The sequence below is a fragment of the Paracoccus sp. (in: a-proteobacteria) genome, from assembly GCF_030538495.1.
Lineage (GTDB): Bacteria > Pseudomonadota > Alphaproteobacteria > Rhodobacterales > Rhodobacteraceae > Paracoccus.
On sequence record NZ_JAUNTW010000004.1, the window covers coordinates 120,267 to 145,408 of the forward strand.

Consider the following 25,142-nt stretch of genomic DNA (forward strand, 5'->3'; position numbering starts at 1 on the left):
TTGCGGGGGCCTGATTGCGGGCGGGGGGCGGTCGCGTTATGGCGGGGCAACAATCACTAAGGGGGCGTTATGTCAGCACCTGTCGGAATCATTATGGGCAGCCAGTCGGATTGGCCCACCATGTGCGAAGCGGCCACCATTCTGGACGAATTGGGCATCGCCTATGAAACGCGCATCGTCAGCGCGCATCGCACCCCGGACCGGTTGTGGGATTATGGCAAAACCGCCGTTGAACGCGGGTTGCAGGTGATTATCGCGGGCGCGGGCGGGGCGGCGCATTTGCCCGGCATGATGGCGTCGAAAACGCGGGTGCCGGTGATCGGCGTGCCGGTGCAGACGCGCGCGCTGTCCGGGGTGGATTCGCTCTATTCCATTTTGCAGATGCCGAAAGGGTATCCCGTCGCCACTATGGCGATTGGCGCGGCGGGTGCGGCAAATGCGGGGCTGATGGCGGCGGGGATTTTGGCGATCAGCGACGCGGGCATTGCCGAGCGTCTGGATGCGTGGCGTCAGGCCCTGTCCGACAGCATCCCGCAGGAGCCGGTCGATGATTGAAACCATCGGGATTCTCGGCGGCGGTCAGTTGGGGCGGATGCTGTCGGCGGCGGCCAGCCGGTTGGGGCTGCGTTGTCACATCTTTGAACCCGGCCCGGCGATTGCGGGCGATGTGGCGCATCAGGTGACGACGGCGGACTATTCCGACCATGACGCGCTGCGCCGGTTCGCGGAATCGGTCGATGTAATCACCTATGAATTTGAAAATGTGCCGACTTCGGCGCTTGATCTGCTGGAATCGCTGCGGCCCATTCGTCCGAACCGGCGCGCTTTGGCCGTGTCGCAGGATCGGCTGACGGAAAAGCAGTTCCTGAACGATATTGGCCTGACGACTGCGCCCTTTGCCGATGTGCCGGATCGGGACGCGCTGATGGGTGCGTTAGACCAGATCGGCGCGCCCGCGATTTTGAAAACGCGGCGCATGGGCTATGATGGCAAAGGGCAGGTGCGGATCACCGACCCTGCCACGGCCGACTGGACCGGCGCGCCGTCGGTTCTGGAAGGTTTCGTCGATTTCAGCGCCGAAATCAGCGTCATCGTGGCGCGGGGGGCGGATGGGCAGGTCGCGGCCTTTGATCCCGGCCTGAATGTGCATCGCAACGGGATTTTGCACACAACCACGGTGCCGTGTGGGCTGGCGGGGCGGGTGACGACCGACGCGGTGCTGATCGCGGCGAAAATCGTCAACGCCTTGGACTATGTCGGTGTGATGGGGGTCGAATTGTTCGTGACCCCGCGCGGGCTGGTGGTGAACGAAATCGCGCCGCGCGTGCATAATTCGGGCCATTGGACGCAGGCGGGCTGCACCGTCGATCAGTTCGAACAACATATCCGCGCGGTTGCGGGCCTGCCTTTGGGCGACGGGTCGCGTTACGCCGATGTGGTGATGGAAAACCTGATCGGCGATGATGTCGCGCAGGTGCCGGCGCTGCTGGCCGAACCCGGCGCGCAACTGCATCTCTATGGCAAAGGCGCGCCGCGACCGGGGCGCAAGATGGGCCATGTCAACCGGATCACAAAATGACCGTCCGGCTGGCCGTCCGCGCGGCGATTTTGCATTACGACCGGCTGTTGATGGTCAACGCCTATCCGGGGCAGGCCTCTGATCTGTGGTGCCTGCCGGGCGGAGGCGTCGAACCCGGCGCATCGCTGCCCGACAACCTGATCCGCGAAGTGTCCGAGGAAACCGGCCTGACCATCGACGTTGGCGCGCATATCCTGACGAACGAATTCCACGATCCCGACCGTGGCTTTCATCAGGTCGAACTGATCTTTCGCGCGACTTTGGCGGGGCCGGACACGCTGACGCTGACCGACCCGACCGGAGTCGTCAACCGCGCCCGCTGGGTGCGGCGCACGGAAATTGCGTCGGTGCGTCACAAACCGGGGATGCTGGCCCGCGCCGTTTGGGGCCACGGCGCGGCGCTGTATGATCCGCTGGAACGGATCGTAACCTGATCAGGATTTCGCGGTTTCGCTGCCGGGGCGCATCTCGAACCCCTTTTCCAACTGATCATGCGGCGCGACGGGATAGTCGCCCGAAAAACACGCATCGCAATATTGCGGGCAGGCGTCGTTGCGGCCCTGCGCTTCGCCCGCCGCGCGATACAGCCCGTTCAGCGACACAAAGGACAGCGAATCCACCCCAATCCAGTCGCGCATTTCGTCGGTCGTCATGGTCGCGGCCAACAGTTTCGTGCGGTCGGGCGTGTCCACGCCGTAAAAACAGGGCCACGCGGTCGGGGGGCTGGCGATGCGGAAATGCACTTCGGCGGCGCCTGCGTCCAGAATCATATCCTTGATCTTGCGGCTGGTGGTGCCGCGCACCACGCTGTCATCGACCAGAACCACCCGCTTGCCCCGGATCAGGGCGCGGTTGACGTTCAGTTTCAGACGCACGCCCATATTGCGGATCTGGTCGGTCGGTTCGATAAAGGTGCGGCCCATATATTGGTTGCGGATGATGCCCATGCCGAACGGGATGCCGCTTTCCTGCGCGTAACCGATGGCCGCGGGGGTGCCGCTGTCGGGGACGGGACACACCAGATCGGCGTCAACCGGGGCTTCGCGTGCCAGCTCCACCCCGATCTGACGGCGGGTTTCATAGACGGACCGCCCGCCGATGATCGAATCCGGGCGGCTGAAATAGACATGTTCGAATATGCAAAACCGCCCCTCGGACGGCCCAAACGGGCGCGAGCTTTCGATATGGCCCTTGGAAATGACCACCATTTCGCCGGGTTCGATTTCGCGGATAAACTCCGCCCCCACGATGTCTAAGGCGCAGGTTTCCGAGGCCAGAACGAACCCGTCATCCCCGATCTGCCCCAGAACCAGAGGGCGCACGCCCAGCGGGTCGCGCACGCCGATCAGTTTGGTGCGGGTCATGGCGATGACCGAAAACGCACCTTCGACGCGGCGCAGCGCGTCCTTCAGCCGTTCGGACAGGTTGCGCTGAATCGACCGCGCCATCAGGTGAATGATACATTCGCTGTCGCTGCTGGATTGGAAAATCGAGCCGCGTTCAATCAGTTCGCGGCGCAGCGCGGCGGCGTTTGTGATGTTGCCGTTATGGGCAATCGCGCAGCCGCCCATTGAAAACTCACCAAAAAAGGGCTGCACGTCGCGAATGGCGGTGCTGGCCTTGCTGCCTGCGGTCGAATACCGCACATGCCCGATGGCCAGAGGGCCGGGCAGGGTGGCCATCACCTCGGGTCGGGTAAATTTGTCGCGGACATAGCCGAACCGATGCGCGCTTTGAAACCCGTGTTCGGTGTCATAGGACACGATGCCGCCCGCCTCTTGCCCGCGATGTTGCAAAGCGTGCAGACCCAAGGCCACGAAATTCGCGGCGTCGGACACGCCGATCACGCCGAAAACGCCACATTCTTCGTGCAAACGGTCGCTGTCGAAGGGGTGGGCCAGAAAAGGTTGCATCGGCGCGGTCCTGATGGCTGGAGGCTGTCCGGGCTATTTAAGGGCGGTTCCCCCTAAAGTCACGCCCCCACATGGCTGTGAGGGCGCTTTTTTGTCATGTCACTGTCGCAAAGGTTAATTCGCGGTGCAGTGCTGCACCAGCTGTTCATAGCGCGTCACGATCCAGCCCGGCGGATCGGCGGGCAGTTGGCCATCCATATTCACGCGCATCCGTTCAAAGACCTGCGCCGAACGTGATTCTTCGACGATGGCAAGCTGCTGGCTGGTCATCACGCGGTCGTAAACGATGAAGGCAATGGCGACCAACAAAATGCCGCGCGCCACGCCGAACATGAACCCCATGCCCTGATCAATGCCGCCCAGGGCCGACCGCTGCACCACCGACGAAAACAGCGGCGTGATGATCGAAAACACGACCAAAGCCAGTGCAAACACCGCCGCAAAGGCCGCGATCGTCGCCAGTTCACAGCTTTCTTGCAGCGTGCCGCCCAGAACGGGCAGTTGCCCCAGCATCGGGCGCACGACCGGCGCGAACAGGAATGCCAGAACCGCCGCCGCGATCCAGCCCAGAATGGCCAGTGATTCGCGCACAAAGCCGCGCGACCATGCCAGAATGGCCGACAGGACAATGACCCCTGCCACCACTGCGTCAATAATCGTAAATCCGTCCATAAACTGCCCTATGCGCCGGTTTTTGTTAACCTTTGGGGGCGTTCAGCCGGCGCCGAACACATCCCCGACAAATCCTGTCAGATCGGACACGCGCCGGATTGCGGTGCCGTCCATGCCTTCGGGTTTTTGGGCCTCGGGCAAAATCGCTTGTGTGAAACCAAGTTTCTGCGCCTCTTTCAACCTGTTTTCACCTTGTGCAACGGGACGTAACGCGCCCGACAGGCTGATTTCGCCAAAAAGAACGGCATCGGGCGGCAGGGCGCTGTCTTCGCGCGCCGACAAAAGCGCCCCGGCAATCGCCAGGTCGGCGGCGGGTTCGATCACCCGCATCCCCCCCGCGACGTTCAAAAACACATCCAACCCCGCAAAGGGAATCCCGCAGCGCGATTCCAGCACGGCCAGAATGGTGCTGACCCGCCCGCTGTCCAGCCCCACCACCGTTCGGCGCGGACTGGCCAGCGTGGACGGCGCGACAAGCGCCTGAATTTCCGTCAGAACCGGGCGCGTGCCTTCGATGCCCGCAAACACCGCGCTGCCGGGGATGGGCTGGCCGCGTTCGGACAAAAACAGGGCGGATGGGTTCGCGACCTCGGCCAGTCCCGACCCGGTCATTTCGAACACACCGATTTCACCCGCCGGACCAAAGCGGTTTTTTACGCTGCGCAGGATGCGAAACTGATGGCCGCGTTCGCCTTCGAAATACAGCACCGTGTCAACCATGTGTTCGACGACGCGGGGGCCGGCGATCTGGCCTTCTTTGGTGACATGGCCGACCAGAACCACCGACACGCCCCGGCTTTTGGCGAAGGTCACCAATTCATGCGCGGCGGCGCGGACCTGCCCGACGCTGCCCGGCGCGGCCTCGACCTGATCGGACCACAGGGTCTGGACCGAATCAATCACCGCCAGATCGGGGCGTTCATTGTCCAAGGTGGTTAAAATATCGCGCAAATTGGTTTCCGCGCCCAGCCGCACCGGCGCATCGGCCAGACCCAGCCGCTGCGCGCGCATACGGACCTGCGCCGTTGCTTCTTCGCCGCTGATATAGATGGCCTGCGCGCCGCGCCGCGCAAAGGCCGCCGCCGCCTGCAACAGCAGCGTGGATTTGCCGATCCCCGGATCGCCACCAACGAGCAGTGCCGACCCCGGCACCAGCCCGCCGCCCAGAACCCGGTCCAGTTCGACCATCCCCGACAGGCTGCGCGGGGGCGGGGGTTCGGATGTGTTCAACCCGGCCAGAGGCACCGCGCGCCCCTTGGCCGCGCCCAATCCCCGGCCCGGCCCTTGGGACAGAGGGGCTTCTTCGATCACGGTGTTCCATGCGCCGCAGGCATCGCAGCGCCCGGCCCATTTTTTATGTGCAGCACCGCAGGCGGTGCAGGTGAATGCGGTCACGGGTTTTGCCATCCCGCCTTGTTGCACCCAGACGCGCGCGGCGCAAGTTGAGTATTTATGCACAGAAGAAGCCCGGGTCACGTTATTGTCGGCTTGATCTTTGTGCGGGGGGCGGTCAGTTTCGCGCCGAGTTTGTAAGGCAATGCCCGATGTCCAATCCCGCACCGTTTTCCCGATATGAATTTCTGATTGCGTGGCGATATCTGCGCGCCCGCCGTGCCGAAGGCGGCGTCAGCGTGATGACGTGGATCAGCCTGATTGGCATTGCGTTAGGCGTGATGGCGCTGATTGCGACGCTGGCCGTGCGGGCGGGGTTCCGGGCCGAATTTGTCGGCACCATTCTGGGCGCCAATGCGCATACGACCGTGTATATGGCGCCGCAGCGCATCGTGAACGAATACACCGATGACGTGATCATCGTGCCGGGGCGCATCGCCGATTATCAGGATATGGCCGCGTCGTTGGCCGCTGTGCCGGGGGTGACGCGCACGGCGGCCGTGGTCAAAGGGCAGGTGATGGCATCCGCCGCCGACCGGTCGAATGTCGCGCAGGTGTTTGGGATTTCCGCCGATGATCTGGCCGCGATGCCGCGCATTGTGGACCCGGCCACGTCATTCGGGGATCTGGCGCGGTTTGGCGACGGCATCGCGATTGGCACCGGCATTGCGCGCGAATTGGGGGTGACGGTGGGCGACCGGGTGCGGCTGATCTCGCCTGATGGTGCGCGCACCGCTGTGGGGGTGTCGCCCCGCGTCAGCGCCTATGAGGTGGTGTTTATCTTCAGCGCCGGGCGCTATGACATTGATCAGACCCGCATTTATATGCCGCTGGCCGAGGCGCAGGATTATTTCAACCGCGCCGACACCGTGGACGAAATCGAGGTGTTCGTCCGCGACCCCGAACGCGTCAATGACTGGACGCTGCCGCTGTTGCAGGTGGCGGGGCCATCGGCGCAGGTCTGGACCTGGCGCGATTCATCGGGTGAGTTTCTGGCCGCCCTTGATATGGAAGACGACGTGATGTTCGTCATCCTGTCGGTTCTGGTGCTGATCGCGTCCATGAATATCACGTCGGGCCTGATTATGCTGGTGAAAAACAAGGGCCGCGATATTGGCATCCTGCGCACCATGGGCCTGACCGAAGGCGCGGTGCTGCGCGTGTTTTTTATCTGCGGCGCGTTTACCGGGGTGATTGGCACCATTGCCGGGGTGGTGCTGGGCGTGCTGCTGGCGCTGAATGTCGAAGGCATCATGGCGGTGCTGAACAGCCTGACCAGCGGCGGGGCGTGGCAACCTCAGGTGCGCGGCATTTATCGCCTGCCTGCCGAATTGCGGGCGTGGGATATTGGCCGCGCGGTCGGGCTGTCGCTGCTGTTGTCCTTCGCCGTTACCTATTTTCCCGCGCGTCGTGCGGCGCGCATGAATCCGGTCGAGGCTCTGCGTTATGAATAATGTTCTGGAATTGCAGGGGGTTGGGAAAACCTATGGCCTTGGCGGGCCGGCGCCGGTCGCGGTGCTGCGCGATCTGGACCTGACCGTTCAGCGGGGCGAGGTGGTGGCCTTGGTCGCGCCATCGGGGGCCGGGAAATCCACGCTGCTGCATATCGCGGGGCTGCTGGATACGCCCGATGCGGGGCGGGTAATCCTGAACGGGCGTGACATGACCGGGCTGCCGGATCGCGACCGGACCCATGCGCGGCGCAACGAATTGGGCTTTGTTTACCAATTCCACCACCTGTTGCCCGAATTCAGCGCGGCGGAAAACATCATCCTGCCGCAATTGGCCAATGCCGTGCCGGGGCGCGATGCGGCGGCGCGGGCGGCGGATTTGCTGGGCCGGGTGGGGCTGGCGCATCGCGCCGATCACCGCCCCGCGCAGATGTCGGGGGGCGAACAGCAGCGCGTCGCCTTTTGCCGCGCGCTTGCCAATCAACCGGCGCTGTTGCTGGCGGATGAGCCGACAGGGAATCTGGACCCCGACACCTCGGACCGGGTGTTTGATCTGCTGATGGGGCTGGTGCGGGACACCGGGCTGTCGGCGCTGATTGCGACGCATAATCACGATCTGGCCGCGCGGATGGATCGCGTGTTCCGGCTGGATCGCGTTGCCTGACGCCCGCGTTTCGGGCAGACTGGCACAAACGGAAAGGACAGGCGATGAAGGCAACATATCTGGCAGCCGCGGGCGGTTTGGTTTTGGTAGGGGCGATTGCCGCCTGCGCGCCTCGGGTCATTGCTGCCACCGGGGCGCAGGATTACGCCGACTATTGCGCCGCCTGTCACGGGGCCAGCGGTCGCGGGGATGGCCCGGCAGGGCGAGGCATGACGCCGCGCCCGTCCGACCTGACCCTGATCGCGCGCAATCAGGGCGGGGTGTTCCCGATGACGTCCGTCATGGGGCATATCGACGGCTATACCATGGGCCGCAGCGCCAGCCCGATGCCCGAATTTGCGGAGCTGCTGGATGGCCCGTCGGTGATGTATGATGACGGGTCGGGCAAGCGCGTGCCGACGCCTGCGCGGCTGATCGCCTTGGCCGATTATCTGCGCCAGATTCAGCGTTAACCCCCGGCAGAGGGTTCAATGCGGGTCGCGTTCATCAACCGCCTGAAAACATAGTAAAAATACACGATATAGGCCAGCCCCAGCGTCAGGATCGTCAGCAAAATCCAGATCAGCATATGGCCGATGATGTCGCCAAACCCAAAATCAACGCGCAGTCGGCCAATCGGTTGGCCCTGCATGTCCAGAACCACGGTGCGGTTAATGGGCAGGCGCGCCACATAATAGGGCGCGAAAAACGCAGCGATTCCAAAGGTCACGACCGACAGCACGACCCAGATCAGGATCTGCACCACAATATCGCCCAGCCCCATATCGCATTTCAACCGATAGCCGTTCATTTTGCCCCCAAAGGAATCGCTGCGCCCAGCCTTAGCAGGCAAAGCCTAAGAAACGCTTAATCCAGTTCCGCCGCGACCAGCCGGTCCAGTTCCCAGATATAGGCGTCGAAAATCCCCGCCTGATGCAGCCCGTGGACGGTGTTGTGCAGGTATTCCGCGCCCGACCCGGCGGCCCCATTCGCGCGCGCCAAACGCCGCGCCTGTTCCGGGATCGTCAGATCGGCCAGATCAACCCCCACCGGATCGGCGTAAAAGGTCAGAGCGTTTTCAATGCCTTGGTCCGTTTCAACCGTGATCCAGACCGCATTCGCCGCCAATTCATGCGCCACCAATTCACGGCGCAGAAGGGCGCGCATCGCCTGACATTCGGTTCCCGGTTCGATGTCCAGAATCAGCCCCTGACACGTCCCGCCGCGCGCCAATGCCAGCATCAGGCCGGGGGTGTCGGGGCTGCCGCGAAAATGGTCCAGATGGATGCTGAACTGCCGGTGCCAGCCAATCGCCGTCCCGCGACGGCGCGTCGCCACCGAAAACCCCGGATTCCAGATCAGCGATCCATAGGCGAAGACCCGCACCGGGCGCGGGCGTCCGTCCAGCAATTCCCCCGCCAGCCGGTCCAGATCGGTGTCATCCAGCAGCGTGAAATCGGGGCTGTATAGCGGCCCGTCGCTGGGACGCGCGGCGCGGTCCAGATGCGCGCGCGTCATCAGGGGCAGGGGGATGTCAGACATCCAACTCTTCAACGAACTGGGCGTTTTCCTGAATATATTGGAAGCGCAATTCGGGTTTTTTGCCCATCAGCCGTTCGACCAGATCGCCGGTTTCGCCGCCGTCCTGATCGTCGATGCTGACACGGATCAGTTTGCGGGTTTTGGGGTTCATGGTCGTGTCCTTCAGGTCTTTGGCGTCCATTTCGCCCAAACCTTTGAATCGCTGCACGTCGATTTTGCCGCGCCCGCCCAGACCCTTGGCCAGCATCTTTTCCTTTTCCGCGTCATCGGCGACATAGACGCGATGCGCGCCTTGGGTCAGCCGATAAAGCGGCGGGCAGGCCAGATACAGATGGCCTTTGTCGATCAAAGGCCGCATCTGGGTAAAGAAAAACGTCATCAAGAGACTGGCGATATGCGCGCCGTCCACATCGGCGTCGGTCATGATGATCACCTTGTCATAGCGCAGATCATCGACGTTGAATTTCGACCCCATGCCGACGCCAAGCGCCTGACACATATCGGAAATTTCGGCGTTTGTCCCCATTTTGGAACTGGCCGCGCCCAGCACGTTCAGGATTTTACCTTTCAGCGGCAGCAGCGCCTGCGTGGTGCGGTCGCGCGCCATTTTGGCGGAACCACCGGCGCTGTCGCCTTCGACGATGAACAATTCGGTGCCGTCGCGATTCGTCGCGCTGCAATCCACCAGTTTGCCCGGCAGGCGCAGGCGTTTGGTCGCGGATTTGCGGGCGGTTTCCTTTTCCTGTTTGCGGCGCAGGCGTTCTTCGGCGCGCAGCACCAGAAAATCCAAGATCGCCCCCGCCGATTTCGTATCCGAGGCCAGCCAGTTGTCGAAATGGTCGCGCACAGCGTTTTCGACCAGCCGCTGCGCCTCGACCGTGGCCAGACGGTCTTTGGTCTGGCCAACAAATTCGGGTTCGCGGATAAAACACGACACAAGCGCGCAGCCGCCGGTCAGCAGATCGTCGCGCGTGATCTGGGCGGCCTTTTTGTTGTTCACCCGTTCGCCATAGGTGCGCACCCCGCGCAGGATCGCGGACCAGAAACCGGCTTCGTGCGTGCCGCCTTCGGGGGTGGGGACGGTGTTACAGTATGACTGAATGAACCCGTCACGCGAGGGCGTCCAGTTGATCGCCCAATCCACCTTACCCGGTGCGCCCTGACGCGAAAAATCGACCGATCCGGCAAAGGGGCGTTCGGCATAGGTCGTCGTCCCGGTCAGCGTTTCGGCCAGATAATCGGCCAGACCGCCGGGGAAATGGAACACGGCCTCGGCCGGGGTTTCGCCGTCGTCGATTTCGGTTTTCCAGCGGATTTCAACGCCGCTGAACAGATAGGCTTTGGATTTCACCATTTTCAGCAAACGCGCGGGCTTGAAGCGGTGATGACCAAAGATTTGTTCGTCCGGGTGGAACGTCACCGTAGTGCCGCGCCGGTTCGGGGCCGCGCCGATTTTTTCCACCGGGCCTTGCGGGATGCCGCGCGAAAACCGCTGTTCGAACAGCTCTTTGTTCCGCGCGACCTGCACGATCATCACATCCGACAGCGCGTTCACGACTGACGCGCCCACCCCATGCAACCCGCCCGAGGTCTGATAGGCGTCGCCCGAAAACTTACCCCCCGCGTGCAGCGTGCAGAGGATCACCTCAAGCGCAGATTTGCCGGGGAATTTGGGGTGCGGGTCAATCGGGATGCCGCGCCCGTTATCGCGCACGGTGACGGAATAATCGGCCAGCAGTTCGACCTCGATCCGGGTGGCGTGACCCGCGACCGCTTCGTCCATCGAGTTGTCGAGGATTTCGGCAACCAGATGGTGCAGCGCGCGTTCGTCGGTGCCGCCGATATACATGCCGGGGCGTTTGCGGACGGGTTCCAGCCCTTCCAGCACCTCGATCGAGGCGGCAGAGTATTCGGACGCCTGCGCGCCGCTAAGAAGATCGTCGGACATGGGGCCGCCTTGAATTTTGGTCTGGGTGGCGGGATAACGGATGCCGCGCCCAGCGTCCAGTTCCGCCGTTACGCCCGGTCGCGCAACCAATCCGCCAGATCGCCGTCATCAATCGCGCCCTGCGCAAGCGCGATGATCTGGTCGCCGATGTCGTCGTTCAAGTGACTGATGTTGACGCCATTTGCCAGCAGGCAAAGATGCAGTGACCTGAACGCCGTCCGTTTATTTCCATCATTGAAACAATGACCGCGCGCAATCGCCATAGCGTAGGCGGCGGCCAAATCATAAACATCTTCAATCATGCCATAGGCCAGACGATTTTCGACGCGCGCCAGTGCGGCGTCCAGCGATTTGTCGCGCGCACGTCCTGCCAGTTCATGCGGCCCCAGCAGATCGTCATGGATCTGTTCGACATTGTCAGTGGTAAGCGTGAACATCGTTACTTATCCTGCAAATAGTCCAAAACAGGTTGCACATCGGCGCGGCTTTGATCCAGCAATGCCTGAACCTCGTCACGGGTCAGCGCGCGCGCCTGCGGCTCCGTCGCCTGTTCCGGCACCAGATACCCCACCAATTGCGAGTTTTTCAAAATCGCCACAGGCTTACCCCCGGCGCGTTCCAGAACTTTGTGGGGTTCGCGCAGTTCGGTGATGGTGCAGATGTGGTTGGTCAGCAGGCGGGTCATGGCATCCTCCGGGGTTGGGGTTGCCGTGACAATATACATTCGGATGATTATTTCAATGTCATTCCGGTTCGGCCAGCCGCGCCTGCCACATCTGTTGAAACGCCGGGCGGGCCTGACAATCGGCCAGCCATGCCGACAGCGCCGGGAATTGCGCCATCAACGCGCCGTGGCTTTGGGCGTAACGGATCACCTCGGCCATGTTCAGATCGGCGACGGTAAAGCGCCCGCCAACCAGATGCCCATGCGCGGCCAGATGATCGTCAACCACCCTGAGCGGGCGGATCAGGCGTTCGGCGGCGTTTGCGACAATCGCCACATCCTCACCCGATTGCGCCTGACCGGCGCGGTGCAGGAACAGGATCGTCAGCGCGTCGGGTTCAATGCTGGTTGCGGCAAAGAACGCCCATTGCAGCATCTGCGCATCCTCGGAGCCGTCGCGCGGCCCCACCGGCCCGCTGTGCTTGCGCGCCAGATACAGCGTGCAGGCCATGGATTCCGACAGCACCAGATCGCCGTCCTGGATCACCGGAATAGCCCCAGCCGGGGACAGCGCGGTAAATTCGGGGCTGCGCGTGTTCAGAGGCGCATCCGGCCCGCTGGCATCGCCGATGCGATAGGCCTGAATGACGGGGCGCTGTTCAAAATCCAGCCCCAATTCGTGACACAGCCAGATGATGCGCGAGGCGCGCGACCGGGTGACTCCGTGAATGATCAGCATGGTTTGGCCTTTCCTGGGACGCTTTGCCGCAGTGTGAAACCAGATTTTGATCTGGCGCAAGGCGGGGCGGTCCCGCATGTGTCACGAAAATGTCAACATACACCGCCAAGGGGACCGCATATGGACGACACCATCACGCCCGACCTGACCACGCCGACGGATACCGCTGACATGCCGGTTGCGGACCCCGCGCCCGAGCTGGGCCATCTGGACCCGTTGCAGGGCCATGCCCGCCTGCGTCGCCCCTTTGCCCAGCCTGCCGACCCCGCCATGATCCGCGAGGCGTTCGAAAGCGGGCGTTACCCCTATACCGTCGCGCTTGGCCGCCGCGTGTATGAGGCCGAAAAGGCGCGCTTGCAGGCCGAATTGCTGAAGGTTCAGTTATGGGCGCAGGAAACCGGCCAGAAATTCGTGCTGCTGTTCGAAGGCCGCGACGCCGCAGGCAAGGGCGGCACGATCAAGCGGTTCAACGAACATCTGAACCCGCGTCTGGCGCGTGTGGTCGCGTTGCAAAAACCCACCGATCAGGAACGCGGCCAGTGGTATTTTCAGCGTTATATCAACCATTTGCCGACCTCTGGCGAAATGGTGTTTTACGACCGCAGCTGGTATAACCGCGCGGGCGTTGAACGGGTGATGGGGTTCTGCACCGCGCCCGAATATCTGGAATTTATGCGTCAGGCACCCGAATTTGAACGCATGTTGGTGCGGTCGGGGATCCGGCTGTATAAATACTGGTTTTCCGTCACGCAGGACGAACAGCGCCGCCGGTTCCTCAGCCGTGAAACCGACCCTCTGAAGCAGTGGAAGCTGTCGCCCATCGACAAGGCCAGCCTTGATAAATGGGACGCCTATACCGAAGCGAAAGAGGCGATGTTCTTCTATACCGACACCGCCGACGCGCCGTGGACGATTGTGAAATCGAATGACAAAAAACGCGCGCGGCTGAACTGTATGCGCCATTTCCTGTCCACGATTGATTATCCGGGCAAGGATCTGGATGTGGTTCTGCCGCCCGATCCGCTGATCGTGGGGCAGGCCAGCCATGTCGTGCATGGCGCGGCGCATATCATCGGCAATCACCCGGCCTGATGCGACAATCCGCCGACCTGTCATCCTCTGGCGGGTCGGTGATTTGCAAGCCGCGCGCGGCGGCGTTAACTGGTCGCATGAAACACGCCCTGATCACCGCCGCCACCTGCGCGCTGCTGCCGTTATCTGCGGCGGCGCATCCGCATCTGTTCATCGACGCCGGAGTGACGCTGATCTATGACGGTGGCGATTTGACGGCGGTTCAGGTCGAATGGGTTTATGACGATTTTTATTCGCTGCTGATTACGCAGGATTATGGGCTGGACCCGGACGGCGACGGCGTGTTGACCGATGACGAAACCGCCGCTTTGCAGGGCTTTGACAGCGATTGGGAACCCGGTTTCGACGGTCGCCTGTTTCTGCTGGCCGAGGGGCGGCGCATCGCATTGGACCCCGGCCGCGATTTTACCGCCGAATATCGCGACGGTCAGATCATATCGCGCCACATCCGCGATCTGTCGCCGCCGATTGCTGGGGATGGGCTGGTGATCGCGCGCATCTATGACCCTGAATTTTATGTCGATTTCACCGTGCCGAACGCGCCCCATGTGCAGGGCCGCGATGATTGCCGCGTTGATCTGACCCCCGGCGACAATCGCGCCGCTGCCGCCGCCTATCGCGCGGCTGTGGATCAGGCGCTGCGCGATACGGATGCGACCGAAGAAACCGTGATCGTAGACATCGGCGCGGCGGGGGCGGCGGAAATGCGCATCCATTGCGGGGGCGCGTGATGCGCGTTCTGGGGCTGATCGGGGTGCTGGTCGGCGCGGTGCTGGTGGCGCTGTGGCTGACGGGCGGGTTTGACGATCTGCACCACTGGGCCGCGCAGGAACAGCGCCGCGTTCAAAACGCCATGGCCGCCGCGCTGCGTCGTTTGCAAGCGGGTGAGCCGGGCGCGACGGCGGCGCTGCTGTCGCTGTGTTTCGGATACGGGTTTTTCCACGCGGTCGGGCCGGGGCATGGTAAGCTGGTGATCGGCAGCTATGGCTTGGGCGCGGCGGTGCCGTTTGGGCGGCTGGCCACGCTGTCGGTGCTGTCATCGCTGGCGCAGGCGGGGACGGCGGTTCTGCTGGTCTGGGGCGGGATCACTCTGCTGGATTTGGGGCGCGAGGCGCTGACCGATCTGGCCGAAAACCGCATGAATGATCTGGGAACGCTGCTGATTGGGCTGGTCGGTGTGTGGCTGGCCGTGCGCGGGGTCCGCCTGCTGCGTGCGGCGGCGCGGCCCGTTCAGCATCACCACCATCACCATCACCATCACGACGCCCCTTGCGGTTGCGGCCATGCGCACGGCCCGACGCCCGAACAGGTCGCAGGCGCGCGGTCATGGCGCGACGGCGCATTGATTGTCGCGGCAATCGCCGCGCGGCCCTGCACGGGCGCTTTGTTTTTGCTGATCCTGACCTGGCGGATGGGGATTTTCGCAACCGGTATCGCGGGGGTGGTGGCCATGGGGTTGGGGACGGCCTCGGTCACGCTGGCGGTTGCGGGGCTGGCGGTCTGGGCGCGGCGCGGCGGGCTGGGGCTGATCCCCGATCACGGCCCGGCGGCGGTGCTGGCGAAATGGGCGCCGGGCGTGCTGATGCTGACCGCAGGCGCGATTATTGCATTGGTCGCAACCGGCCTGCTGATCTGACCCGCGACCCGACGTCGCGTTGAGGCCCCCGCGATTTGATGCAAATCAAGGTCGCAGGAACCCGATCAACCTAGACCGGAAGCCGCGAAACAGGAACAGACCCATGTCCAAACACGAACCGGCCCCTCCGCCGAGCCTTTACGCATCGCGCGAACCCATCTTTCCCAAACGGGTAAAGGGCTTTTTTCGTTCACTAAAATGGTATGTCATGGCGGTGACGCTGTTGATTTACTATGTCACGCCATGGATTCGCTGGGATCGCGGGCCGAACATGCCCGATCAGGCGGTGCTGGTGGATTTGGCGCATCGGCGGTTCTTTTTCTTCTGGATCGAGATCTGGCCCCACGAATTTTATTTCGTCGCGGGGCTGTTGGTTATGGCCGGTCTGGGCCTGTTTTTGTTCACATCTGCGTTAGGGCGCGTCTGGTGCGGCTATGCCTGCCCGCAAACCGTCTGGACTGACCTGTTCATTCTGGTGGAACGCTGGATCGAGGGCGACCGCAACAACCGCATCCGCCTGCATCGCCAGAACTGGACCGGGCAAAAGGTCCGATTGCGTCTGATGAAATGGACCGCGTGGCTGTTGATCGCGCTGCTGACGGGTGGGGCGTGGGTGTTTTATTTCACCGATGCGCCGACGCTGCTTGTCAATCTGTTCACGCTGAACGCCCATCCCGTCGCCTATATCACCATTGCGATTTTGACGGCGACGACGTTTTTCTTTGGCGGGTTTGCGCGGGAACAAATCTGTATCTATGCCTGCCCGTGGCCGCGGATTCAGGCCGCGATGATGGATGAAAGCACGCTGACCGTGGGCTATCGCGATTGGCGGGGCGAGCCGCGCGGCAAAAGCAGCGATACCCGCGCGGGCGATTGCATCGACTGCATGGCCTGCGTGAATGTCTGCCCCATGGGCATCGACATCCGCGACGGTCAGCAGATGGAGTGCATCACCTGCGCCCTGTGCATCGACGCCTGCGACGAAATCATGGACCGCACCGGCAAACCGCGCGGGCTGATTGATTATCTGACGCTGCATGATGAACAGGCCGAACGGGCGGGCGCGGCACCCAAACCGATCATGTCGCATATCCTGCGCCCGCGCACGCTGCTGTATTTCGGGCTTTGGGCCAGCATTGGGGTGCTGTTGGTGGTGGCGCTGTTCATGCGGTCGGCTGTGGACCTGAACGTGTCGCCGGTGCGCAACCCCACCTATGTGATGCTGTCGGACGGCGCGATCCGCAACACCTATGAAATCCGGTTGCGCAACAAACAGCACGACATCCTGACCTATGATTTCGCGGTCGAAGGTGCCGACGACCTGATCCTGACGATTGAAGGCGAAGCGGACACATCTGCGCAGGTTGATGCCGACCAAACCCTGTCGCGGCGTCTGTATCTGACTGCGCCCGCAGGCAGCCCGCTGGCGCAGCCGGGGGCGGGCAACCGGTCCGTCACGCTGTTTGTGCAGCAAACCGATGGCAGCGCATCGACCCGCGTTGACACCGTATTCCACGGAAGGGGGCAGTAATGGCACGCGAATTGACCGGCAAGCATGTTCTGGTGATCACGGTTGGCGCGTTTGCCGTTATTATCGCGGTCAATCTGGTGATGGCGACCGTCGCGATCCGCACCTTTCCGGGGGTAGAGACGACCAGCAGCTACATCGCATCCCAGCAGTTTGACCGCGACCGCGCCGCGCAAGAGGCTTTGGGCTGGACCAGCGGCGTTGACTATGCCGATGGGGTGCTGACCGTCACCTTGCGCAACGCGCAGGACCGCCCCGTGACGCCCGACGCGCTGTCGGTTCTGGTGCGCCGCCCCACCCATCAGCGCGACGACCACGCCCCCGATCTGCGCCCTGAAGGCGCCGGTCGCTGGGTCGCGGAACTGCCCTTGGACCCGGGCGATTGGAACGTCGATCTGTCCGCTACGGCGGCGGATGGCACGGCGTTTCGTCAGCGCCTGTCGCTGGTCCTGAAACCGGGGGCCTAAGCCATGGCCGATCTGTCCGCCGACCGCGATTATGACACGCGGATCAGCGCCTGCCCGGCCTGTGACGCGGTGCCTTTGGCGCAGCGTCTGGCCGACCGGGCCGAGGTGGCGCGTCCCACAGCCATCATCCTGTCGCTGCCACAGGCGCATTGCGCGACCTGCATCACCGATGTGGAACGCGCCTTGCTGGCGCATCCCGGCGTGCAATCGGCGCGGGTGAACCTGACGCTGCGGCGGGTCACGGTCGAGGCTCCGGGCCTGATGGCCGATGACCTGATCCCGGTTCTGGATCGCGCGGGCTATGAAGCGCATGAGCTGAACCCCGACGCCCTGACCAGCACGACCGCCGACCGCGCCGGGCGTGATCTGCTGATGCGGATTGGCGTGTCGGGTTTCGCGATGATGAACGTCATGATCCTGTCGATTGCGGTGTGGTCGGGCGCGGATGCGGCGACGCGCGATATGTTCCACTGGATCAGCGGCGCGATTGCGTTGCCGACGGTGGCCTTTGCGGGTCAGCCGTTTTTCGCAAGCGCGTGGCGGTCGCTGCGCGCGGGGCGGCTGGGCATGGATGTGCCGATTTCGCTGGCTCTGATCCTGGCCAGTGCCATTTCGCTGTTTGAAACCGCGAATTCCGGGCATCACGCCTATTTCGACGGCGTGGTGATGCTGTGTTTCTTTCTGCTGATCGGGCGGTATCTGGATCATCGCACCCGCGCGATTGCCCGGTCATCTGCCGCCGAATTGACCGCGTTAGAGGTTCCCCGCGCCACCGTCCTGCATGACGGCGAACAGGCGGTGATCCCGGTGGCCGATCTGCGCCCCGGCGATGTGATTCTGGTGCGTCCGGGCGGGCGGATCCCGGCGGATGGCGAAATCATCGACGGGCGCAGCGAAATTGACCGCGCGTTGCTGACCGGGGAAACGCTGCCGGTTCCCGCCGGTCCCGGCCTGATGCTGTCGGCGGGCGAGGTGAACCTGACCGGCCCCCTGACCCTGCGCGTGACCGCAGCCGGTGCGGACAGTTCGCTGTCGCGCCTGACGGCCTTGGTCGAGGCCGCCGAAAGCGCCAAGGGCAAATACACATCGCTGGCCGAACGCGCGTCGCGCGGCTATTCCCCGGCGGTGCATCTGCTGGCGGCGATCAGTCTGGGCGCGTGGTATTGGGCGACGGGCGACCTGCGGCTGGCGGTGAATATTGCGGCGGCGGTGCTGATCATCACCTGTCCCTGCGCCTTGGGGCTGGCGGTACCGGCGGTTGCGACGGCGGCGTCGGGTAAGCTGTTCCGGCGCGGGCTGCTGATCAAAAACGGCACCGCATTGGAACGTCTGGCCGAAGTGGACACCGTCGTATTCGACAAAACCGGGACGCTGACGATGGGGCAGCCGCGCCTGATTTCGACCGACGCGCTGCCTGCGGGGCAGCGCCCGGTGGCGCGCGCCTTGGCCGATGCGTCGGCGCATCCGCTGGCGCGTGCTTTGGCCGATGGTCTGGGCGATGTTGCGCCTGCGGTTCTGGACAGCGTGACCGAACATCCCGGCCATGGCGTGTCGGCCCGGTGGGACGGGCGGCTGGTGCGGCTGGGCCGCGCCGAATGGTTGGGCGCGGATGACGACAGCGACGCCGCGACCTCGGCCAGTTGGTTTGCGGTCGAGGGCGAGGCCCCCGTGCGTCTGGATTTCGCCGATCAGCTGCGCCCCGGCGCGCATGACTGTGTGGCCAAACTGCGCGCGGATGGGCGGCGGGTGATCCTGTTGTCGGGCGACCGTCCGGCGGCGGTTGCGCGTCTGGCCGGTCTGTTGGGCATCGACGAATGGCAGGCCGCCGCCAGCCCCGTGGACAAAGCCGACCGCGTGGACGACCTGACCGCGCAGGGCGCGCGCGTGCTGATGGTGGGCGACGGGCTGAACGACACGGCGGCGCTTGCGCGGGCCTATGCGTCGATCTCGCCCGCTTCGGCACTGGATGCGGCGCGGGTCGCCAGCGATATGGTGCTGACCGGGCATAACCTTGCGCCGGTGGCCGATGCGATCGGCGTGGCGCAACTGGCCACGCGCCGGATCCGGCAGAATTTTGCGATCTCGTTCGGGTATAATATCGTGGCGGTGCCGATTGCACTGGCGGGTTTTGCCACGCCGCTGATTGCGGCGCTTGCCATGTCGATCAGCTCGATCACCGTGACGCTGAACGCGCTGCGATTGGGAAAGAAAGACTGATGGAAGTTCTGGTTGTGCTGATCCCCGTATCGCTGGGGCTGGGGGCCATGGGGCTGATCGCCTTCGTCTGGGCGCTGCGGTCGCGTCAATTTGACGACCCCAAAGGGGATGCGAACCGGATCCTCAGCGATGAATGGGACGATAAACCGCGCCCGGTGGATGAACCGCGCCGCGACTGAGGCCGCGACTGAACCCGCACATCTTTTCTGGAAAAGCCACCAAAGGAAATGGTGGGCGACCCTGGAATCGAACCAGGCATGGGTCTCCCCGGCGGAGTTACAGTCCGCTGCCGCACCTTGCAGCACGTCGCCCCCGATGTGATCGAATGTATCGAACGCCTCGGCGTGGGGGGGTGATTAGCCCGACCGGCGGGGGGCGTCAAGCGGTTTTCGCAACCTTTGGGCTTGCGCGGCGGGCAAAGCGCGCGCAGACAGGCAAAACGAAAGGAACCACCATGACCGACAAACCCGCCAAAGCCAAAAAACCCACTTGGGTGATCGACAAAGAACGCGCCCGCCGGGCTTCGGCTGCGGAAACGGTGTGGCTGTTCGGGCTGCACGCGGTGCGCGACGCCTTGGCCAATCCGGCGCGTCAAAAACTACGGCTGGTGGTGACGCAAAACGCCGTGGCGCGACTGGGCGATCTGCACGGGATGGACCCCGAAATCACCGATCCGCGCGTGTTTGATAAGGCCGTCCCTCTGCCGCCCGAAAGCGTGCATCAGGGCGCCGCGCTTGAGGTAAAACCCCTGAAATGGGGCAGCCTGTCCGAGGTCGCTCTGCGCCAGGCCCCCGGCGAAACGCGCCCGCTGCTGGTAGCACTGGACCGCGTGACCGACCCGCATAATATCGGCGCGATCCTGCGTTCGGCCGAGGTGTTCGGCGCCCGCGCCGTCATCGCCCCCGCCCGCCATTCCGCGCCCGAAACCGGGGCTTTGGCAAAAACCGCGTCGGGCGCATTGGAACGCCAGCCCTATCTGCGCGTCCCCAATCTGGCCGAGGCGCTGACTCAGCTTAAAAACATGGGCTTTATCCTGATCGGGCTGGATGGTCAGGGCGAACGCGATCTGCCCGATGTGGTCGGCGCATTGCCGGGGCGCGCGATTTGTCTGGTCATGGGGGCCGAAGGTCCGGGGATGCGCGAATTGACGATGAAAACCTGTGATCACATCGCGCGGATCCCCTTTGCCGCCGATTTCGGGTCGCTGAATGTGTCGAACGCGGCGGCTGTTGCCCTTTATGCCACAATGCGCGGTTGATTTATCACAACCCTGCGACAATCGGCCCCGCGACGTTGAGATTCGGCCCCGCCCCTGCAAAGTAAACGCAACGTAAATACGATTGCTGCCTGATTCGTCATGAACTATCTTTGCCTGCCCCTGCTGCTGTCTTTGTCGCTGCCCGTTGCGGCCCAGGAATGGGCGCTTGGCGGCTATGACCCTGTGGGATATGCGCAACAGGGCCATGCCACGCCGGGGCGCAACGACATCGCGACCATGTGGCGCGGCAAGGTCTGGCATTTCGCATCCGAAGAAAACCGCCAGCGGTTCGAATCCAACCCGCGCAGTTTCGTTCCCGCCTTTGACGGCAATTGCCCCGTCGCACTGGCCGAAGGACGCAAACAAAACGGCGATCCGCGTCATTTCGCCGTGGTCGGCGGGCAGTTATACCTGCTGCAATCCGATTCGGCGGAACGTCGGTTGCGCCAATCGCCCGAACAGGTGATCGACCGCGCCCGCGACGTCTGGGCCGCGCTGCGCTGATTCGCGTTCACAAAAACGCGACCGGGCTGGAACTTTTCGGACCTGATACCCATTTACATCACATGAACATAGCCCCGGAACGGTTATGTTCGGATCACTGTCCCTCGTTCCGCGACTTGCGCCCGGCCATTCTGGACCGGGCGCTTTTTCTGTGAAACAGGTGGTCGAACAGGAGGATGTGATGACCCAAGATCAGCAGATTGCCGAAATCGCCCGCAGCGCCCGCGTGATTGCCGTTGTGGGCCTGTCCCCGAACGAAGCCCGCCCCAGTTATGGCGTGGCGCGTTACCTGCAATCACAGGGGTTCCGCGTGATCCCGGTCAACCCCGGCCATGCGGGGCAACAGATTTTAGGCGAAACCGTCTATGGCTCGCTGGCCGATATTCCCGCCGATATCGTGGTGGATATGGTGGACGTGTTCCGCAAATCCGACGCCGTGGCTGGCGTGGTGGATGAGGCGATCACCAACCTGCCGCATCTGCGCGTGATCTGGACCCAACTTGGCGTTCGTGACGACGCGGCGGCGGATAAGGCCCGCGCGCAGGGCCTGACCGTCATTCAGGACCGCTGCCCGAAAATCGAATTTCCGCTTTATCTGTAACGCAAAAGGCCCCGGAAACCGGGGCCTTTTTTCATGTAGCGCGTGGATTAACGCGCGGTCTGCATCAGATCGGTGATGCGGCGGACCGATGCGCGGCGGTTTTCGCGAATGTCGCCTTCGGCCCGGATGCGCAGGAATTGTTCGCCATAGCCTTGGGTCACCATGTTTTCCGGCGGCACCTGAAAATATTCCGTCAGGGCCAATGCCACGCTTTCGGCGCGACGATCCGACAGGGCCAGGTTGAACACGTCCGACCCCACGGTGTCGGTATGCCCTTCGATCAGGAACATTTCATGCGGGTTGGCGCGGACCTGATCCTGAATGATCTTGCCCAACGTCGCCAATTGCCGCGCCTGATCCGGCTTGATCGCCGCCGACCCGGTGTCAAAGGTGATCGCGTCGATATTCACCGGCGCAACCAAGGCGCGCACCTCGGGGATGTTGCGGATCTGTGACAGGCTGAAGCGACGATCCAGCACGGTTTCGCGTTGCAGCGCGGCGCGCAGTTCGTCTTCGTTCAGCGGCGCGGTCGTGGTCTGGACCGGAGCCGGCGCGGGCAGCGTCGCCAGATCGACGGGCTGCACGTTTGCGGTGTCGTCGATCAGCGTGGTGGTGACGCCATCCGCCGCGACCAAAGTCCGACGCAGCACGCGCAGATTGGCGTCGCGGATGGTCACAACCTTGCTGCCGTCTTCGCGGGTCACAATGGTGCGCGACGACCCATCGTCAAAGTTCTCGGTCGTCACGGTGCTGCCCGGCTGACGCAACAGGGCGACGTCATCGCGGATCACCTCGGCGCTGCCATCGGCGCGGGTCACGACCACGCGGTCGGGCGCGGCCAGTGCGACCTGACGGTTATTCGCCAGCATCGCGCCGACGGCAATACCGCCCAAGCCCAGCAGAACCGCCGTGGTCAGGTCATTATCGCGGCCACCCGACGCCTGCGCCGGGGCCTGCGTTGACAACGCATCGCGCAGGCTGGTTTCGAAATCCTGACCCGAGGACCGCGCCGTTTCCGCCGTCACCTGTGTTTCCGTCACGTTGCCCGCACCATCGGCGGCCTCAAGCGCCGCCGCATCGGACGGAGCGGTCTCGGTCGCGGCTTCGCGCGATGCTTCGGTTTCTTTGGCGTCCTCTTCGGCGGCGCGCAGAACCATATCGCCTTCGTCATTGACGCGATACATCTGGTTCGCGGCCTCGGCCAGCTGGTAATCGCCGGTTGCGTTCTTTTCCAACACAACCCCGCGCGGAGTCATCACGCGGTCTTCGCCGGTGCAGGGCGGCGTCGCGCCATCCAGACAGGTCAGCGCGTCGGTTTTCAGCCCGCCCGCGATTTCGTCGTTCAGCACACGCGCCAGACGCGGCATGTTGGCCACACGCATCTGCGCCGCATCATCGGTCGCCAGGGTCAGCGTGGTATCCGGCGCGGTCTGCGCGGCCAAAGCGGCGGCCAAGTCATCCACGGCGGCCTTGGTGTCCGCGGCGGTGTCCTGCGCGGCCTCGGTCGCGGTGTCGATCAGTTCCTGTGCGGGGGTGGTGTCCTCGGCTGCGGCCTCGGTGGTTGCTTCGGCCGCAGGTTTATCAGCAGGCTTTTCGCTGGGCCGCGCGGATTCGGTCACCGGGGCGGTTTCAGCGGGTGCCTCGGCTGCGGGTTCCGGCGTGGCTTCCGGTTCAGCGGCGGGTTCAGCCGCTGCTTCCGGCGCAGCCTCAGCCGCAGGCGCAGGTTCTGCAGTTGCCTCGGGCGCGGCTTCAGGCGCGGGTGCAGGTTCAGCCGTCGCTTCAGCCTCTGCCGTCGCCTCAGCTGCAGCCTCAGGCGCAGGTTCGGCCTCGGCGGTCGCTTCTGGCGCGGATTCAACCGCAGGCGCCGCCTCAGCCGGCGCATCCGCCGCAACCTCGGCCAGTTCGGTATCCGTCACCTGACGACCTTCATCGGCCAGAACGATCAGCCCGTTTTCCGCCAGATCAACAACCAACCCGCCCGGCGTCACAAATTCCACACCATCCGCGCAGGGACGACTGGCACCATCGGCACACAGCAACCCGTCACCCGTCAAACCCATCGCCAGTTCCGCCGCCAAATCGGCAGTGCGCCCCGGCTGCGACAGCGCCTGATTTGCGGCCTGCCCGGCGGCGGCGTCATCGGCAATCCGCGTTTCGGCAAATGCCAGATGCGGGGCCAGCAGCGACAGACAGGCGGCAATGGCGGTCGTGTTATGAATAACTCGGCGCATAAACTATCCTTCCCGTTGGGACATATCTGTTGCAACCTTAACAGACGGATCGCCAAAGGGTTCCCAAAACCGCGTTATCGGCCCGTGAACGACCAAGGGCGCAGGATGCCCCGCGCCCTATCTTCTGTGTGCAAATATCCCGGGGGGAATCCGCGGAACGCGGATGGGGGGCTGGCCCCCCTGCGCCGTCAGACGCCTTCGCCCACGAATGCCTTTTCGACCACGAATTCTTTGGGGTCGGAATTGGCACCTTCGCGCAGGCCGAACCCTTCCAGCACCGCCTTAACGTCGATGTTGAAGGCCAGCGATCCGCAGATCATCGCGCGGTCGTTTTCGGGGGTGATCGGCGGCAGGTTCAGGTCCGACAGAACCTTGCCCGACGCCAGATTGTCCGTGATCCGCCCCATCAGAGACGATTCTTCCCGCGTCGTGGTGGGGTAATACAGCAACCGGCTGGCAAAGTCGTCGCCGAACATTTCGGTCAGCAAGGGGTCGTTCTTCAGATCCTCGACCAGCTTGCGGCCATATTCCAGTTCGGACGCCGTGCGGCAGGTGTGCATCATGATGACCTGTTCGTAACGCTCGAACGTTTCGGGGTCGCGCATCAGGGATGCAAAGGGCGCAATGCCGGTGCCGGTGGCCAGAAACCACATGCGTTTGCCCGGCAGCAGAGCATCCAGAACCAGCGTGCCAACGGGCTTCGGGCGCAGGATAATTTCGTCCCCCGGCTGGATGTGTTGCAAGCGGCTGGTCAGAGGGCCGTCCTGCACCTTGATGGAATAAAATTCCAGTTCGTCATCCCAATTCGGGCTGGCAATGGAATAGGCGCGCAGGATCGGTTTGCCGTTCTCATCCGGCAGGCCGATCATGACAAATTCCCCCGACCGGAACCGCAGGCTGGCGGGGCGGGTGACGCGGAACGAAAACAGGCTGTCGTTCCAATGCGTGACAGCGGTCACAGTCTGCGCATCGGGCAGGGTTTTGGGGGCGGCTTGGGCCACGGGCATATCCAATGTCATAACAAACGTTCCGTCTGGTGTTAGTCGATGCAGGCGCGCAGGGAAA

27 protein-coding genes and 1 tRNA gene are annotated in these 25,142 nt (G+C 63.5%); 16 read left to right on the forward strand and 12 right to left on the reverse strand.

Going from position 1 to position 25,142, the window contains the following annotated elements:
- The first annotated feature begins 69 nt into the window (after nucleotides 1–69).
- Genes purE through Q4G20_RS05045 form a run of 3 tightly spaced genes read left to right on the forward strand, consistent with a single transcriptional unit; the run spans nucleotide 70 to nucleotide 2,013 of the window.
- Complete coding sequence (purE, locus tag Q4G20_RS05035; RefSeq protein WP_303342288.1) at nucleotides 70–555, forward strand: 5-(carboxyamino)imidazole ribonucleotide mutase; 486 nt, start codon at nucleotides 70–72, stop codon at nucleotides 553–555.
- A complete protein-coding gene (locus Q4G20_RS05040; RefSeq protein WP_303342289.1) occupies nucleotides 548–1,579 on the forward strand; it encodes a 5-(carboxyamino)imidazole ribonucleotide synthase in 1,032 nt (343 codons plus the stop codon). The genes purE and Q4G20_RS05040 overlap by 8 nt, the downstream gene beginning before the upstream one ends.
- Entirely contained in the window at nucleotides 1,576–2,013 is a 438-nt protein-coding gene (locus tag Q4G20_RS05045; protein ID WP_303342290.1) for an NUDIX domain-containing protein, read from the forward strand. The genes Q4G20_RS05040 and Q4G20_RS05045 overlap by 4 nt, the downstream gene beginning before the upstream one ends.
- On the opposite strand, the gene purF is transcribed toward Q4G20_RS05045, so the two are convergent.
- The 3 genes from purF to radA all read right to left on the reverse strand — a co-directional run bounded on the left by purF (nucleotide 2,014) and on the right by radA (nucleotide 5,571).
- Entirely contained in the window at nucleotides 2,014–3,492 is a 1,479-nt protein-coding gene (gene purF, locus Q4G20_RS05050; protein ID WP_303342291.1) for an amidophosphoribosyltransferase, read from the reverse strand.
- A 114-nt stretch (nucleotides 3,493–3,606) separates the two neighbouring features.
- A complete protein-coding gene (locus Q4G20_RS05055) occupies nucleotides 3,607–4,164 on the reverse strand; it encodes a CvpA family protein (RefSeq protein WP_303342292.1) in 558 nt (185 codons plus the stop codon).
- Nucleotides 4,165–4,206: 42 nt separating this feature from the next.
- A complete protein-coding gene (gene radA / locus Q4G20_RS05060) occupies nucleotides 4,207–5,571 on the reverse strand; it encodes a DNA repair protein RadA (RefSeq protein ID WP_303342293.1) in 1,365 nt (454 codons plus the stop codon).
- 137 nt (nucleotides 5,572–5,708) lie between these two features.
- Here radA and Q4G20_RS05065 point away from each other — a divergent pair, with 137 nt between their 5' ends.
- The 3 genes from Q4G20_RS05065 to Q4G20_RS05075 are packed head-to-tail and all read left to right on the forward strand — an operon-like array spanning nucleotide 5,709 to nucleotide 8,123.
- Nucleotides 5,709–7,010 carry a lipoprotein-releasing ABC transporter permease subunit gene (locus Q4G20_RS05065; RefSeq protein WP_303342294.1) on the forward strand — a complete coding sequence of 434 codons (1,302 nt, stop codon included), beginning with the start codon at nucleotides 5,709–5,711 and terminating at the stop codon, nucleotides 7,008–7,010.
- Nucleotides 7,003–7,671 (forward strand): ABC transporter ATP-binding protein, encoded by a 669-nt coding sequence (locus Q4G20_RS05070; RefSeq protein WP_303342295.1) that lies wholly within the window; start codon nucleotides 7,003–7,005, stop codon nucleotides 7,669–7,671. The genes Q4G20_RS05065 and Q4G20_RS05070 overlap by 8 nt, the downstream gene beginning before the upstream one ends.
- A 44-nt stretch (nucleotides 7,672–7,715) precedes the next feature.
- A complete protein-coding gene (locus tag Q4G20_RS05075; RefSeq protein ID WP_303342296.1) occupies nucleotides 7,716–8,123 on the forward strand; it encodes a c-type cytochrome in 408 nt (135 codons plus the stop codon).
- On the opposite strand, the gene Q4G20_RS05080 is transcribed toward Q4G20_RS05075, so the two are convergent.
- The 6 genes from Q4G20_RS05080 to Q4G20_RS05105 form a co-directional block, all read right to left on the reverse strand.
- Nucleotides 8,120–8,461 carry a DUF6693 family protein gene (locus tag Q4G20_RS05080; protein ID WP_303342297.1) on the reverse strand — a complete coding sequence of 114 codons (342 nt, stop codon included), beginning with the start codon at nucleotides 8,459–8,461 and terminating at the stop codon, nucleotides 8,120–8,122. The two genes, Q4G20_RS05075 and Q4G20_RS05080, sit on opposite strands and share 4 nt — an antisense overlap.
- A gap of 56 nt (nucleotides 8,462–8,517) precedes the next feature.
- Nucleotides 8,518–9,192: a gamma-glutamylcyclotransferase gene (locus tag Q4G20_RS05085; RefSeq protein ID WP_303342298.1), complete on the reverse strand. Its 675-nt coding sequence runs from the start codon at nucleotides 9,190–9,192 to the stop codon at nucleotides 8,518–8,520.
- Nucleotides 9,185–11,140, reverse strand: a complete 1,956-nt coding sequence (gene parE, locus Q4G20_RS05090) for a DNA topoisomerase IV subunit B (RefSeq protein ID WP_303342299.1) — start codon at nucleotides 11,138–11,140, stop codon at nucleotides 9,185–9,187. The genes Q4G20_RS05085 and parE overlap by 8 nt, the downstream gene beginning before the upstream one ends.
- Nucleotides 11,141–11,208: 68 nt before the next feature.
- Complete coding sequence (locus Q4G20_RS05095; RefSeq protein WP_303342300.1) at nucleotides 11,209–11,577, reverse strand: type II toxin-antitoxin system death-on-curing family toxin; 369 nt, start codon at nucleotides 11,575–11,577, stop codon at nucleotides 11,209–11,211.
- A 2-nt stretch (nucleotides 11,578–11,579) separates the two neighbouring features.
- A complete protein-coding gene (locus Q4G20_RS05100) occupies nucleotides 11,580–11,825 on the reverse strand; it encodes a hypothetical protein (protein WP_303342301.1) in 246 nt (81 codons plus the stop codon).
- Nucleotides 11,826–11,883: 58 nt separating this feature from the next.
- Nucleotides 11,884–12,543: a glutathione S-transferase family protein gene (locus tag Q4G20_RS05105; RefSeq protein WP_303342302.1), complete on the reverse strand. Its 660-nt coding sequence runs from the start codon at nucleotides 12,541–12,543 to the stop codon at nucleotides 11,884–11,886.
- A gap of 120 nt (nucleotides 12,544–12,663) precedes the next feature.
- Here Q4G20_RS05105 and ppk2 point away from each other — a divergent pair, with 120 nt between their 5' ends.
- The 7 genes from ppk2 to ccoS all read left to right on the forward strand — a co-directional run bounded on the left by ppk2 (nucleotide 12,664) and on the right by ccoS (nucleotide 19,662).
- Nucleotides 12,664–13,635 (forward strand): polyphosphate kinase 2, encoded by a 972-nt coding sequence (ppk2, locus tag Q4G20_RS05110; protein ID WP_303342303.1) that lies wholly within the window; start codon nucleotides 12,664–12,666, stop codon nucleotides 13,633–13,635.
- Between the two features lie 77 nt (nucleotides 13,636–13,712).
- On the forward strand, nucleotides 13,713–14,366 hold the full coding sequence (locus Q4G20_RS05115; protein WP_303342304.1) for a DUF1007 family protein: 654 nt from the start codon (nucleotides 13,713–13,715) through the stop codon (nucleotides 14,364–14,366).
- Nucleotides 14,366–15,271, forward strand: a complete 906-nt coding sequence (locus tag Q4G20_RS05120; protein WP_303342427.1) for a nickel/cobalt transporter — start codon at nucleotides 14,366–14,368, stop codon at nucleotides 15,269–15,271. Before Q4G20_RS05115 ends, Q4G20_RS05120 begins: the two co-directional genes overlap by 1 nt.
- Nucleotides 15,272–15,374: 103 nt before the next feature.
- Nucleotides 15,375–16,802, forward strand: coding sequence for a cytochrome c oxidase accessory protein CcoG (gene ccoG / locus Q4G20_RS05125; RefSeq protein ID WP_303342305.1), 1,428 nt, complete (start codon nucleotides 15,375–15,377; stop codon nucleotides 16,800–16,802).
- Nucleotides 16,802–17,266, forward strand: a complete 465-nt coding sequence (locus Q4G20_RS05130; protein ID WP_303342306.1) for a FixH family protein — start codon at nucleotides 16,802–16,804, stop codon at nucleotides 17,264–17,266. The genes ccoG and Q4G20_RS05130 overlap by 1 nt, the downstream gene beginning before the upstream one ends.
- Nucleotides 17,267–17,269: 3 nt before the next feature.
- Entirely contained in the window at nucleotides 17,270–19,483 is a 2,214-nt protein-coding gene (locus Q4G20_RS05135) for a heavy metal translocating P-type ATPase (protein WP_303342307.1), read from the forward strand.
- Complete coding sequence (gene ccoS / locus Q4G20_RS05140) at nucleotides 19,483–19,662, forward strand: cbb3-type cytochrome oxidase assembly protein CcoS (protein WP_303342308.1); 180 nt, start codon at nucleotides 19,483–19,485, stop codon at nucleotides 19,660–19,662. The genes Q4G20_RS05135 and ccoS overlap by 1 nt, the downstream gene beginning before the upstream one ends.
- 49 nt (nucleotides 19,663–19,711) lie before the next feature.
- Here the strand turns inward: ccoS and Q4G20_RS05145 are convergent.
- Nucleotides 19,712–19,795 (reverse strand) — tRNA-Tyr (locus tag Q4G20_RS05145).
- 142 nt (nucleotides 19,796–19,937) lie between these two features.
- Here Q4G20_RS05145 and rlmB point away from each other — a divergent pair.
- From rlmB to Q4G20_RS05160, 3 genes are all read left to right on the forward strand, one after another.
- The gene (rlmB, locus tag Q4G20_RS05150; RefSeq protein ID WP_303342309.1) at nucleotides 19,938–20,741 is read left to right on the forward strand and encodes a 23S rRNA (guanosine(2251)-2'-O)-methyltransferase RlmB; all 804 of its coding nucleotides are present in this window, start codon (nucleotides 19,938–19,940) and stop codon (nucleotides 20,739–20,741) included.
- 99 nt (nucleotides 20,742–20,840) lie between these two features.
- On the forward strand, nucleotides 20,841–21,245 hold the full coding sequence (locus tag Q4G20_RS05155; RefSeq protein WP_303342310.1) for a YHS domain-containing (seleno)protein: 405 nt from the start codon (nucleotides 20,841–20,843) through the stop codon (nucleotides 21,243–21,245).
- Nucleotides 21,246–21,426: 181 nt separating this feature from the next.
- Nucleotides 21,427–21,846, forward strand: coding sequence for a CoA-binding protein (locus Q4G20_RS05160; protein ID WP_303342311.1), 420 nt, complete (start codon nucleotides 21,427–21,429; stop codon nucleotides 21,844–21,846).
- A gap of 47 nt (nucleotides 21,847–21,893) precedes the next feature.
- On the opposite strand, the gene Q4G20_RS05165 is transcribed toward Q4G20_RS05160, so the two are convergent.
- Both Q4G20_RS05165 and Q4G20_RS05170 read right to left on the reverse strand, forming a co-directional pair.
- The gene (locus Q4G20_RS05165) at nucleotides 21,894–24,077 is read right to left on the reverse strand and encodes an OmpA family protein (protein WP_303342312.1); all 2,184 of its coding nucleotides are present in this window, start codon (nucleotides 24,075–24,077) and stop codon (nucleotides 21,894–21,896) included.
- Nucleotides 24,078–24,265: 188 nt separating this feature from the next.
- Nucleotides 24,266–25,096: a ferredoxin--NADP reductase gene (locus Q4G20_RS05170; protein ID WP_303342313.1), complete on the reverse strand. Its 831-nt coding sequence runs from the start codon at nucleotides 25,094–25,096 to the stop codon at nucleotides 24,266–24,268.
- Between the last annotated feature and the right edge of the window lie 46 nt (nucleotides 25,097–25,142).